Raw genomic sequence first — 12,815 nt, 5'->3', positions numbered from 1 at the left:
CTTATCTGCCTAGTGTGAGAATAAATTCAGAATTCATTATTATAAATTATTGAGACACAAGCTTACTTCGTTTGGATGATTATTTCTTTCCATCTCCCTAAGACTGAGGTCCGTTATTTTTTTCCACATTCGCGGATGTTTCTTTTACTTCGCTCTGTTTTGCATTTGTGCCGTTATCTTTAGCAGCTGAAGTCGAGTCAGTGACTTTATTATCTTCCGTGCTTTGTCTTGCAGTTCTGGGCTTACGATTATAACCTCTACGATTGGGTTTTCGATTCTGATTTCTTGACTTAGGCTCCTCAGTAGACTCGGTATTGCCCTCAACCTTAGGCTCGTTATTTTTTACCGGGGCAACTTTTTGAACGCTTTCTTTGTTGTCGGCAGGTTTATTACCTTGAGAACTGTTACGATCGCGGTTGTTCGGATTTCTATTGCGATTTCTATTATTCGGATTTCTCCGATTATTAGAATTTTTACGATTGCCTTGTCCTTGCTGCTTGTCGCCTGAATTTCTGCTTGGTCTGGTGTTTTTTTCTGCTGTTACAGGAGCTTCTTCAACGGCTGAATCCGATGAGACACCAATAAGTTTAGTCCAGAAGCGACTAATCAAGCCAGCAGAGGTTTTTTTATTTTGAACTGGTGCAGGAGCATCAGGCAAGAACTCTTTAATTGCAGCTTGTTCTGCCTTAGGAGCTGCTTGTCGAGAAAATTCTGGTAAAGCGTTATCTTCTGCTTTAATCTGCGTATAACTGGCAGTGTCCTCTGTCCCTTCTTCGTCTTTTGATTTAATGCGTTCTATATCATATGCCGGTGTTTCTAGGTGTTTGCTTGGCAAGACTATGATACGCACTTTTAAGCGTGATTCAATTTGATCAATTGAAGGGCGTTTTTCATTCAGCAGGAAGGTGGCGCACTCTATTGGTAAATGCGCAATAACTTTATCTGTGCCACTTTTCATGGCTTCTTCTTCAAGAATACGCAAGACAGATAGAGCAACAGATTCAACATTACGAATTTCGCCCTGTCCATTACAGCGAGGACAGGTAAGTTGAGTTGTATCACCAAGAGAAGGGCGCAATCTTTGGCGCGACATCTCTAACAAACCAAAGCGTGAAATGCGGCTGGTTTGCACGCGTGCGCGGTCAATTTTTAAAGCATCTCTTAAGCGATTTTCGACTGCACGTTGATTTTTATTAGCTAGCATATCGATAAAATCGATAACAAACAAGCCACCTAAATCACGCAATCTTAACTGTCGAGCAATTTCATCTGCCGCTTCTAGATTGGTATTAAGTGCGGTATCTTCAATATCGCTACCTTTAGTCGAGCGTGCTGAGTTAATATCTACTGAAGTAAGCGCTTCGGTATGATCAATAACCAGTTCTCCACCCGAAGGAAGGGGGACTTCGCGGCTGTATGCAGTTTCAATCTGGCTTTCAATTTGATAGCGATTAAACAGCGGCACGTCGTCAGTATATAATTTGGCCTTTTTAAGGTAGTGCGGCATTACCTGTTTAAGGAAATTATGCACTAATTTAAAAGAGGATTCTTTATCAATCAGAATTTCATCAATGTCTGCACGTAAATGGTCGCGTAAGGCACGAATAATGACATTGCTTTCCTGAAAAATAAGAAACGGGTTGTTTTGCTCATTAGAAGAGCGGTCAATCGCTTCCCATAATTGTAGTAAATAATTCAGATCCCACTGCAATTCTTCAGTGCTTTTGCCGCAACCTGCAGTACGCACTATAAGCCCCATATGCTCAGGAACTTCCAGGCCATCCATTGCATCACGTAGTTCATTACGTGTTTCGCCCTCAATGCGCCTTGAAATGCCGCCAGCTTTGGGGTTATCAGGCATTAAAACCAGGTAGGTTCCTGCCAGACTGATATAAGTGGTTAATGCAGCGCCTTTATTGCCACGCTCTTCTTTTTCAATCTGGACAACAACTTCTTGCCCTTCTTTTAAAAGTTCTTTGATTTTTGCGCGACTTAAATTCGGATCATCTGAATTTACGGCTTTTGGTGAAACTTCTTTAAGCGGTAAAAAACCATGTTTATCAACGCCATAGTTAACAAAGGCAGCTTCAAGACTGGGTTCAATTCGAGTGACAATACCTTTATAGATATTAGATTTTTTTTGTTCTTGTGAAGGGTGTTCTATGTCAAAATCATAAAGCTTTTGACCATCTACCAATGCTACACGCAGTTCTTCAGGCTGCGACGCGTTGATAAGCATTCTTTTCATTAAATTATCCTTGCTTGATGCTGATGTTCCGTGCAGAAGATAAATAAGACTTTGTCTGGTATTCTGTTTTTGGCTATGATTTATAGTTAAACAGGTGCAATAGGCCTTCTATTAATTTCAGTTGTGAGCGTATGGCAATCGCCATAGGTTATTTCACAGTATAGAAGTTTATAGTAAAGACTCAAAGTTTGGTGTTTATCTCAGCATAATTTTACCGGTTGATATTGCATAATGGCAATACCGATAATTATGATGGCTTTCAATCTAATGATTGACTGTTCAATTGAAAACACATGTTCAGGAGCATGGCCAACATGTAGGTAGCGCTCTCTGGTGTTATATTTCAAAACTTCGTACAGTCTGGATTGATAGGCGAATTACACGGTCTTATTTTATCGTTCGGCCTTCATCAGGTCGACTATCGCTCGTCACGGGTCGAGCGAAAAAACCCAAAATCTGTTATATTTTGCTTTATTATTATTTCAGTGACTATTCAACCAACCTTGTGGCTCTTCTATTAAGAATTATTAATGAATAGCGACCCTATAAATACCAAGCCCTGACTATTGACTATATCAATACTATATAGTCAATAACTCACCAATTATAACCTGTTACTGGATCGATTGTAATAAACTTATAGAATGCCAGCGTAGATTACACTATTATGTGTGTATGAAATCAGAAGATAATAAAGTTATTCCCAAGGTTCAATTGATCGAAATTACCGATGCGCAGGAAGGACAGCGTTTAGATAATTTCTTGATGAAACTATTAAAAGGGGTCCCTAAGAGCCGTATTTACCGCATTATACGTAAAGGTGAAGTAAGAATTAATAAGGGGCGTTGTGATGCAAAACGTAAAGTACAACTGGGTGATATCGTTAGGATCCCACCCATTAGAGTTGCTGAAGAAAAGCAGTTGATATCGGCACCTGGCTACCTTATTGCTGCACTGAAGCGGGATATTTTATTTGAAGATGATGCTATTCTAGTTATTAATAAGCCATCAGGATTTGCCGTGCACGGTGGTTCAGGCATTAGTTCTGGTGTAATAGAAGCTTTACGTGAATTACGCCCGGACAGTCGCTTTCTGGAGTTAGTCCACCGACTTGATCGTGATACTTCAGGTTGTTTAATTATCGCCAAAAAACGCAGTGCATTGCGTACGCTACACGAATATTTTAGAGGCGATGGCGTCAAAAAAAACTATTTAGCCTTATTGCATGGCAGGTGGGAGAGACAAAAATTAATGGTTGATCAGCCTTTGTTAAAAAATATCAGCCAGGGAGGTGAGCGAATGGTGAAAGTCAGTGCTTCTGGAAAACCCTCCAAGACTTTATTTAGACGCATGGCCCTATATCATGATACTACACTGGTTGAAGCATCCCCTTTTACCGGTCGAACGCATCAGATTAGGGTACATGCAGGCTGGCTTGGGCATGCCATTATCGGAGATGACCGCTATGGTGAAAATGAGATTAATAAAGGCTTTAGACGGCGTGGCTATAAACGCTTATTCTTACACGCACATAAATTACAATTTGCCCATCCAGTTAATGGCGAAATAATGAAATTAGTTGCGCCATTACCTGACGATTTGCAAGCTTTGTTAGACAAAGAACAATAGTCTATCAGCAATACAAATGCAATTTGCTAACATCAATCATCAGCGCATATTACATTTCCTGACCAGCACACTTGAATATAGGCAATAACGCCCATACAACAATAACTCAGTATTGCGTTTTTTTCAGGGTTACAAAATCCTAGAAAAATCAGTTGCTCACGTTTTCTAGGTTCAATCAGGAAATGACGCTATGATTTATGCTAGGAGGCTGTCCGAGAATAGAAGCCGTAGCGAGGGAAAGCTATTTTGAGTCAGATTTTTCGATTATTAGAGGAGCATAGCAGGCTCTTTAACGAAAATAATCGGGGGATCTGGCCAAAATCAGCTTTTCCGCAGTAGACTTTCTATTCTCGAACAGCCTCCTAGGCAGCACACCACATAAGGAGACACAGACATGAGTACTAATCAATGGGACGAATCCCCCACGCCCAAAAAAGACATGCATGAAGGCTGGGAGCGCGAAGCTATAGAAAAACTTGCTTTTTCAGCTATCACCGAACAACGCCGTGCTAGACGCTGGGGTATTTTCTTTAAAAGTTTAATGTTTGTTTACCTGGCAGTGTTGTTAGGCATGGGTTTATATCCGTCGCTGAAACAAAGCCTGGGTGATGAAGGTGGAAAAGGACATACTGCTGTTATAAATATCACTGGTATTATTGCAGAGGGCAAAGAAGCGAATGCAGAGTCGATTATTAAATCCTTACGTAACGCTGTTAAAAATGAAGATACTAAAGGAATTATCCTGCATGTAAATAGTCCCGGGGGTAGCCCGGTTCAATCTTCATATATTTATAATGAAATTCGCCAGATTAAGGCTGACAACCCTGACTTGCCCATTTACGCAGTCGCTTCAGATGTCTGTGCATCAGGATGTTATTTTATTGTTTCAGCTGTCGATAAAATTTTTGTTAATCCTTCGTCACTGGTAGGTTCTATCGGCGTTCTTATGGATGGCTTTGGCTTTGTTGATAGCATGAAAAAACTAGGTATAGAACGACGATTAGTCACTGCAGGCTCTCATAAGGCTTTAATGGATCCTTTTTCTCCAGAGAAAGAAGGTGAAAAGAAGTATATGCAGGCTGTTCTGGAACAAGTACATCAGCAGTTTATTACTGCTGTAAAAGAGGGCCGTGGCGATCGTTTGCAGATTAATGAGGATACTTTTTCGGGTTTAGTCTGGACTGGCGAGGAAGGTATAAAATTTGGCTTAGTGGATGAGTATGGCACTGATGATAGCGTGGCGACTGATATTATCGGGGCTAAAAAACGGGTGGACTTTACAGTTCAGGAACGTTTAATTGATCGCCTTGCTAGTAAAATGGGTGCATCTTTTGCACAGTCTATTAGCAGTATTGGCCAGCAATGGATGATGAAGTAAATTATACAGGTGGAGCGGACTTTAGTCCGCTCTATAGCATTACCTGATTCCGTATGACTCTCAGCCATAGTAAAATTAAACATGAATAATCAGCATGTTAACAAACTCGTCATTCCCGAAGTCTTTTATCGGGAATCTATGCTTAACCAACTAGATTCCTGCTAGAAGCATGCAGGAATGACGAATTATAGCTGAGAGTTATGGGTAATCAGGTAGCATTACATAGCAAAGTCTTTAAAAATTAATAAGAGCCCCAGTGCAATTTTCAGCAAACAAAAAACGTTTATTACAGATATTAAGTGATGGGCTGTTTCATTCTGGGACTGAACTAGCGGAACAGTTAGGCCTGAGTCGTTCAGCTATCTGGAAACAAATTAATGGCCTGGAAGAGCTGGGCATAGAAGTAACTGCAGTTAATGGCAAAGGCTATCGCCTGCAAGCAGCAATTGAGCTACTGGATCATGCGTGTATATTCAGCCTTCTAAGTCCTGAAACCAGGCAAAGCCTGGTTGAACTAGAAATTCATGACCAAATAGACTCTACCAATCGTTATCTGCTCGCTTTAAGTCATTCTAATTCTGACACTTCAGCTGTTTGTTGTTTAGCTGAACAACAAACAGCGGGTAAAGGGCGGCGTGGTAAACAATGGGTTTCTCCCTTTGGTCATAATGTTTACGCGTCACTCGTCTGGAAATTCCAGCAAGGCCCCGCAAGTTTATCCGGCCTGAGTCTGGCTATTGGTGTAGCGGTGATTAATACACTCAAAATATGTGGCATTCATGATGCCGGATTAAAATGGCCAAATGATATCTATTGGCAGCAAAGAAAGCTGGGCGGCATACTCGTTGAAGTCTCCGGTGAGTCTGACGGCCCTTGCCATGCTGTTATTGGATTAGGACTCAATTTTTATCTGCCAGAGCAGGAAGGCGCTCAAATCTTGCAAGACTGGGTAGATATTCAGCAAATTCTAGGCAGCGCGCATCAACTTTCACGCAATCAATTCCTTGCAAGCTTAATTGAGCAGCTTATAGCCGTTACCAATAACTACACCTTGGCTTCTTTTGCTTTATATAGGGAACAGTGGCGACAGTTTGACTGTATGCTGGGCCAGCAGGTCAACTTATTTATAGGCACTACACAAATAGAGGGGACTGTGATGGGTATTGATGATAACGGCCTATTGTTATTACAGACCGAGACCGGGGAAACTCGCAGCTTTGCTTCCGGTGAAGTCAGCTTTCGGCGACCATGATACTTATAGATATTGGTAATACACGTATAAAGTGGGCTGTGCAACAAGCCGGTCAACTGGAAGAAATGCATGCCATGGTGCATATTGGTACGAATATCGAAATACAATTATTGGCAGCCTGGCAGCCGTTAAATACTCCAGGTCCTATTTATCTTGCCTGCGTCGGTGCAGAAAGTGTAAAACTGCAAGTCATACGCGTTGCCGAGCAATTATGGCCACATATTAGCCTGCAGGAAATCAGCACGCAGAAATATGCGCAAGGTGTGCATAATGCTTATCCAATTTATAGCAAATTGGGCGTGGATCGCTGGCTCGCAATACTAGGCGCTTTTCATGAATATACTGCCCCAGTCTGCATTGTTTCTAGTGGGTCTGCGATAACTCTGGATATAGTCGATGCGCAAGGCCAACATTTGGGAGGGATGATTATGCCCGGCCTGAACTTGCTGCAACAGGCTTTAGCCAAGGGGACAGCTAATTTAAAAATAGCTTCAGAGCAATACCCTCTAGGCCTTGCCAATGATACAGAAGCTGCTATTTATAATGGTAACCTTTGCGCAATTAAAGGTTTTATTCAGCAGGGCATCGCTGAGTTCAAGAAGCCCATACAATTAATATTAACCGGTGGTGATGCAAACTACTTGGCGGATAGTTTAAAATTAGACGCTATCATAGATGCTAGGCTGGTACTGAAAGGACTGGCATTAATCGCTAACGAGTCGATATAGAGTGAAACTTGTATTTTTTCTGTGCTTATTAATCAATATCACCTTTTTTTTGTGGGAATACCGCAAAGGAGCGCCTGGCATTTATTTACCCCCAGCTTTTGAATATTCAGAAAGTGATGCAAAAAAAATAATCGTCTTAGCAAACTCTCCCGAAATATCTGCACAGCCTATTAAGTACTTACGCAAAATTAATTTAACGAAAAAAGGTGTCATAATAAACAATTATTTTGCTGACTCTAAATGTTTGTGCTCTATATAAAACACCTACTCCCAGAAGAAATTACTGCTTTAAATGTGATGCATAAAAACCATCCACTTCATTTAAGTAGAAGTCGAGCTCATGCTATTTTATTAAGTTTCAAAGAGCATTCTGTTCCCATGATTTGTTCTATTTATAACGTATGCCGCCAAACTGTTTCCACTTGGTTTTCTAACTGGGAAAAGAATGGAATCGATGGATTGGTTGACTGTCAGGGAAGAGGACGGCGAGGTATTTTAACTGAAAAACAACAAATAAGCTTAGTCCAGAGAGTTGAAAAATCTCCTAGATCATTAAAATCAGTACTAGCAAAATTTGAAGAAGATCTAGGCATTTCAGTTAGCATTGATACTATAAAACGTATTTGTAAACAAGCTGATCTTGTTTGGAAACGAGTTAGAAAATCCTTAAGGATAAAGCGTAATCAAGATAAATTTGATTTGGCAACCGATGAAATAAAAGAATTAATACAACAACATAAAGAGAATGAACTTGATTTGTGCTACTTTGATGAGTCGGGGTTTACACTAGAACCCTGTGTTCCTTATGCTTGGCAACAGTCAGGTGAGACGATTGAAATACCAAGCTCAAACAGCAAGCGTCTTAATGTATTAGGTTTTGTTAACAGAGATTGCAGGTTTGATTCTTTTGTTTTTGAAGGGAGTGTAAACACTTCGGTTGTTGTGGCTTGTATTGATGAATTTGCTAAACAGATTAAAAAACCAACAACTCTTATTATTGATAATGCATCGACTCATACGAGTAATGAATTTAATGAAAACCTTGAAAGGTGGAAAGAAAAAAACCTATCCATTTACCGTATACCGCCATACTCACCCGAGTTAAATATTATCGAGATTATATGGCGTAAAATAAAATACGAATGGCTTCCTTTTTCAGCTTATGAATCCTATGCCTCTCTTCAGGAAGAATTATTTAAGGTGCTGTCTAATATTGGAAAGAATTACAAAGTAGAGTTTGCATAAAAGGTTAAATTAATTTTGCATGGGTACTTACCAACACGGTTGCGACTTCTAATCAAGCTGATTCAGGAACAGCAATACAAGAGCCAGAAAACGTAGTCGTCGCATTTGTCGGGCCAAGACAGTTAAAGTCAACCAGCCTAGATAAGCTATCAGATACCGAGGATACAATTGCAGAATCTAGTGATTTTATGGGGCCAGTCGTTGAGCAATTCCCCAAACCTCAGTTAGAACAACAAACGTCCTTAAATAAGAATGAGGAAACAAGTGCGATAGAGTTTGAGCGCATGGGTGATATTGAAACGATGAGTGCATGTTATCAATTAATAAAGACGGTCACCCAGGATGAATTTGTCAACCCCAGTAATCGTCAGGCTGAGAAAAACTATACTTTGACCTTTAACAGTCAGGAAGTTCCGTATATTCAGACATCTTGATTCAGACGAAACTAATTTGAGACCATTTCCTAATTTTTTGCGGATGAAGTCAGCTCATAAATTAAGCGCAGATCGGTTCCTGGATAGTTGAGTTCCGTTTGATTGAGTTGTTCAAATAACTTTTCTATTGCTTTATTACTTGCAGGTCGGGAAGTACTATGCACACGTATCCGAAGTTGTTTTTTTACTTTATCGGGTAATATATCTGCTTCTGTCACAAACAGCGTTTGTAATAGTTGCCTTGCCATCGGAAAGTCGATTGTCGGTGAGGTTAGCAGAGCGGCCATTGCTGTTTCTGCCCGATAAGCGATCATGTTGACAGTATCTATCAGCCGCTTTTTCCCTGGCAGAAGCTGTTCGAACTTATCTTCGTCTCTCAACTCTTGCCAGGTAATGTGTTTGGGCGTTTGGCTTAGTTTTTCCTTGATGGTTTTTAGTTCATTTTCATAATGCTCTATTTCTTCGAGTAATTCTGCTCGTTTTCTTTCCCATTTCTTGTATTTCACATCTTCCGTTTCATCTTTTTTAATCACCGGATGAAGTTCCATCGCTGCAAATCGAGATAGACGGTAATTGAGTTTGGATTGTATCGAATTACGCTGTCCTTCCTGTTGGCGCCTATCAGGGTTGACCACCTTTTGGGTATCGGATAGTGGCTCTATTCCATACTCCTGTAGCATGCCTAGCCCATAGTGGTGCTTCATATATCTAAAAAAGTTCTCTTGGCACCACCGGCTAAACATTCGCCCAGAAACAGCCGTCAATTCTAGTTCATAGGCTGTGGTAATAATACTGGTTTGGTGACCAGAATCAGTCAACTTGCGCACTTCTCTCATCCACATCGCCTGTTTTCCAGTTCCAACCAGACTGCCTCGTTCGGCGAGTTTCATGATGACTTTTTCACCACTCGGTAGGGTGATCTCCTGACTGGAAAAATTGTCCAGTGGCCAATTTTCGGTGGGAAATTTATGATAGGTCATGCAAGCGACACGATGCTTGTCCCACATCTTTCTAAAGAATGCGGGGCTATAGCCTTCTCTATCAAACACCAGGATAAAACGACAGGCTTGTTTGTTTTGCTGTAATGCTTGTGCACTCGGTTGATTCGGAATGTCTTTGAGTAATCGGGGGACGATATCTTCTTCCAGCGTTTTTAGTAAGCCCGGATCCACCGTTTTTTCAACGACAAAGAAGGGACGCCCCGTACCATCATTAACCCAGTAGTCGGTGATACCCCGTAAGCAGAGTTTTTCGCGTGAAACATGCCGTTTGGGAAGTTTAGTCAAGTGTCCATGATAGACACGGACATGACCATCTATGTAGAGTGTTCCTGCTGCCTCTGGTTCATTTTCCATCCATTGTCGACTGAGGTCGGCCGCCCAGCTTTCGACTGATTTTGGTTCAGCCAGTCCTTTTACTTTGGATCTTAAACAACGCACTTCGGGAGCCCGATCCAGGCCAAGTAGTTTTCCGAATTCACCCGGTGCATGCTCGCGAAGTTGTTCGGCATTTTTGATGCGACATAGCCCCATAAAGGCGAGTAGCAATAGAATATGAAAGGTTTGATAGTAACCTGTCAGTTTGCCCAGGTGGCGCTCAATGTCATTTAATAAGCCATTGCCAAGTAACGCGGGCAATGCACATAACACACCGCCTTTAGGAACATCTAAACAGGATTCGAATTCGATTGAGGCTCCCTTTTCCTGCTCACCCAAAGCAGCCTGGATTCGCTCTTCTACTCGAGTGCAGGCCGTACCAAGCACATCGGCTGCATTGGCATCTATAATATCACGGGCTGATTTGGTACTGCCATCATTGGGGTCTATTGATGCGGCAGACTTTTTTTTAAACGTCCATCACTGATCGCCTTGCGAAAGGTATCTGCCCGGATGCCTAATTCTTTAGCGGCTTCGTTAGGCGTCATACCTTGATCCAGATATTCCTGAGCTTGCTGCAAAACCTCAAGCGTAAAGAGTGGTCCTCCCTTGCGAGTCGGGCGAGGTTCAAAAAACGAATCAGCCCCTTTTTCTCGTAGTTGCCTTAATGAGCGCATAACACTACTTTTAGAGACACCAAAGGTTGTAATAATATCGATTGAACGACAGGAACCGGTATTGATGAGTTGAGAGGTGTGAAGTCTAAATAATCTCTTATTGTCAGCCTGGTGAGAATAGATCGGGATACCGCCGAGGAAATAAAACCACTCATCATTTCGGTTATCAACACTGACCTGACCATTTATAATAGTCGTACCCTGAGGAATTATTGGGAGCATGAGTTGCTGCATTAATTGAATACCTCGTATGATATGAGGGCTTAGTTTAACCTAAATGAGTACCATTTTCATTTCTTTAGCTGAAAATATCAATCATTTGACAATAATTCCCTAACCCTTTAATTATATTGCCTAGTTTAAGTTTTAATGGATTTCTTTCAGGATAGCGAATCAAGATGTCTGATATTAGTAGCTATCTAGTGTTGACATTACCTACTGATGATTTGCAACTTGCAAAAAACCGCCGGGATATACTAAAACAACAAGGTATTACCGATTTGTGGATGTTTAAAAAAGGGCAATTCAAATGGCGGATTTCACTCGGTTTATTTAGTTCATCCGATAAAGCCCTGTTTGCAAAACAGCAATATGCCCAGCAAACAACAGAAGAACTGGATGTAGTCCCTAGCTGGCAAACACATAATATTACTCAGGTAACTATAAGCGCACAGCAAAAACAGAAAATCTCTGACTTTGAACAGAGCTTTGCAAATTTTATAGATAAAGACGCTAATTGCTTATAAGTACCCAAGCATAATTAATTTAACAAATTTTACGCAGGATTTTTTTTCATTTTCAAGGCGCATAAATAGGCGCATAGCTGGCTACGCAACTCTTTATGCAACGCTGAAAATGAGAAAAAAGACAAGTAAAATGTTGAATTAATTATGCTTGGGTACTTAGCAGGCAAGCATAATATTTCAGGAAAATAGCATGAAAAAAATTGAGTTTAAACTATTTTTAATTTTCACCTTAAGCATTTTGTTAAACGCATGTAGCTTAAATATTTTTAATCAGCAATCCGAGATAGATCCCGCTCTGTTGCCAGTGCAAACAAAAAGACCTGCAACTTATGTCTATGAATGTCAAAATGGTTATGAAATTACAGTCAATATCGAAGGCAGAATGGCCTGGCTATTTCTTCGCGAAGGAACATTGGGTCTCCCTAAAATATCTTCCGCATCAGGTACTAAATACTCGGATGGTCAGAATATTTTCTGGAGCAAGGGAAATACTGCAATGCTCGAAACAGGCACTGCAGTTTACAAGAATTGTATTAATAACCCGGGTAAAGCAATCTGGGAGCATGCCAAGCTAAAAGGTGCAGATTTTCGAGCAGTAGGTAATGAGCCAGGCTGGCATTTAGAAATTATGCACGATAAGAAACTGATATTTACCCGTAATTATGGTGGAATCAGCCATACTTTTAGCACTACGCAGCAAACAACGGACCAAGCTACGCGAACGACGGTTTATACAGCCCAGGAAAAGGAACATACACTATCGGTGACTATTTTAGGCATAAGCTGTCAGGACACTATGAGTGACGATACTTATGAATCAACCGTTACCATCGTACTTAATGAAAAGTCATTCAAAGGATGTGGCAAGTCCTTACATTAAATTAATGATACCTAATTTGTAACTACTCAGCGTATCTGAGTAGTTACAAAAATAGATTGTATATTTCCAGCCAGGCACCAGAGAAGCAGGTATTTGATAATAAATATCATAATAGAACAAGCGTTTTGTAGGATGATCAAAGTAGGTACGACGTGCCCATCATGTTTTCGTTGATGGGCACGGATGAAGCCCTTTGCCCATCCTTGTGTTTATTTTGCTGTA

The 12,815-nt window shown here is 40.9% G+C and carries 11 protein-coding genes; 8 read left to right on the top strand and 3 right to left on the bottom strand.

Annotation, left to right across the window (positions count from 1 at the left end; all coding sequences use genetic code 11):
• Window positions 1-97: 97 nt before the first annotated feature.
• Complete coding sequence (locus tag ACQY3F_RS07915) at window positions 98-2,248, bottom strand: Rne/Rng family ribonuclease (protein ID WP_428354327.1); 2,151 nt, start codon at window positions 2,246-2,248, stop codon at window positions 98-100.
• A gap of 675 nt (window positions 2,249-2,923) precedes the next feature.
• On the opposite strand from ACQY3F_RS07915, the gene rluC reads away from it, so the two are divergent.
• The 6 genes from rluC (at window position 2,924) to ACQY3F_RS07885 (ending at window position 8,914) form a co-directional block, all read left to right on the top strand.
• Window positions 2,924-3,877, top strand: a complete 954-nt coding sequence (gene rluC / locus ACQY3F_RS07910; RefSeq protein WP_428354326.1) for a 23S rRNA pseudouridine(955/2504/2580) synthase RluC — start codon at window positions 2,924-2,926, stop codon at window positions 3,875-3,877.
• Between the two features lie 394 nt (window positions 3,878-4,271).
• Window positions 4,272-5,255: a S49 family peptidase gene (locus tag ACQY3F_RS07905; RefSeq protein ID WP_428354325.1), complete on the top strand. Its 984-nt coding sequence runs from the start codon at window positions 4,272-4,274 to the stop codon at window positions 5,253-5,255.
• A 256-nt stretch (window positions 5,256-5,511) separates the two neighbouring features.
• The gene (gene birA / locus ACQY3F_RS07900; protein ID WP_428354324.1) at window positions 5,512-6,507 is read left to right on the top strand and encodes a bifunctional biotin--[acetyl-CoA-carboxylase] ligase/biotin operon repressor BirA; all 996 of its coding nucleotides are present in this window, start codon (window positions 5,512-5,514) and stop codon (window positions 6,505-6,507) included.
• The gene (locus ACQY3F_RS07895; RefSeq protein WP_428354323.1) at window positions 6,504-7,235 is read left to right on the top strand and encodes a type III pantothenate kinase; all 732 of its coding nucleotides are present in this window, start codon (window positions 6,504-6,506) and stop codon (window positions 7,233-7,235) included. Before birA ends, ACQY3F_RS07895 begins: the two co-directional genes overlap by 4 nt.
• Window positions 7,236-7,475: 240 nt before the next feature.
• The gene (locus tag ACQY3F_RS07890) at window positions 7,476-8,480 is read left to right on the top strand and encodes an IS630 family transposase (RefSeq protein WP_428353111.1); all 1,005 of its coding nucleotides are present in this window, start codon (window positions 7,476-7,478) and stop codon (window positions 8,478-8,480) included.
• 188 nt (window positions 8,481-8,668) lie between these two features.
• Window positions 8,669-8,914: a hypothetical protein gene (locus ACQY3F_RS07885; protein ID WP_428354322.1), complete on the top strand. Its 246-nt coding sequence runs from the start codon at window positions 8,669-8,671 to the stop codon at window positions 8,912-8,914.
• A gap of 29 nt (window positions 8,915-8,943) precedes the next feature.
• Here ACQY3F_RS07885 and ACQY3F_RS07880 read toward each other — a convergent pair whose 3' ends face one another.
• Together ACQY3F_RS07880 and ACQY3F_RS07875 are read right to left on the bottom strand one after the other, a co-directional pair.
• On the bottom strand, window positions 8,944-10,677 hold the full coding sequence (locus ACQY3F_RS07880) for a putative transposase (RefSeq protein ID WP_428354321.1): 1,734 nt from the start codon (window positions 10,675-10,677) through the stop codon (window positions 8,944-8,946).
• Window positions 10,678-10,736: 59 nt separating this feature from the next.
• On the bottom strand, window positions 10,737-11,201 hold the full coding sequence (locus ACQY3F_RS07875) for a hypothetical protein (RefSeq protein ID WP_428353027.1): 465 nt from the start codon (window positions 11,199-11,201) through the stop codon (window positions 10,737-10,739).
• A 164-nt stretch (window positions 11,202-11,365) separates the two neighbouring features.
• On the opposite strand from ACQY3F_RS07875, the gene ACQY3F_RS07870 reads away from it, so the two are divergent.
• Together ACQY3F_RS07870 and ACQY3F_RS07865 are read left to right on the top strand one after the other, a co-directional pair.
• Window positions 11,366-11,713 (top strand): hypothetical protein, encoded by a 348-nt coding sequence (locus tag ACQY3F_RS07870; RefSeq protein WP_428354320.1) that lies wholly within the window; start codon window positions 11,366-11,368, stop codon window positions 11,711-11,713.
• Window positions 11,714-11,903: 190 nt separating this feature from the next.
• On the top strand, window positions 11,904-12,593 hold the full coding sequence (locus tag ACQY3F_RS07865) for an MliC family protein (protein WP_428354319.1): 690 nt from the start codon (window positions 11,904-11,906) through the stop codon (window positions 12,591-12,593).
• Window positions 12,594-12,815: the final 222 nt, after the last annotated feature.

It is taken from the genome of Methyloprofundus sp., assembly GCF_965251085.1.
Taxonomy (GTDB): domain Bacteria; phylum Pseudomonadota; class Gammaproteobacteria; order Methylococcales; family Methylomonadaceae; genus Methyloprofundus.
Note: the sequence above shows the minus strand (reverse complement) of the source record. Positions and strands in the feature narration are given on the sequence as shown.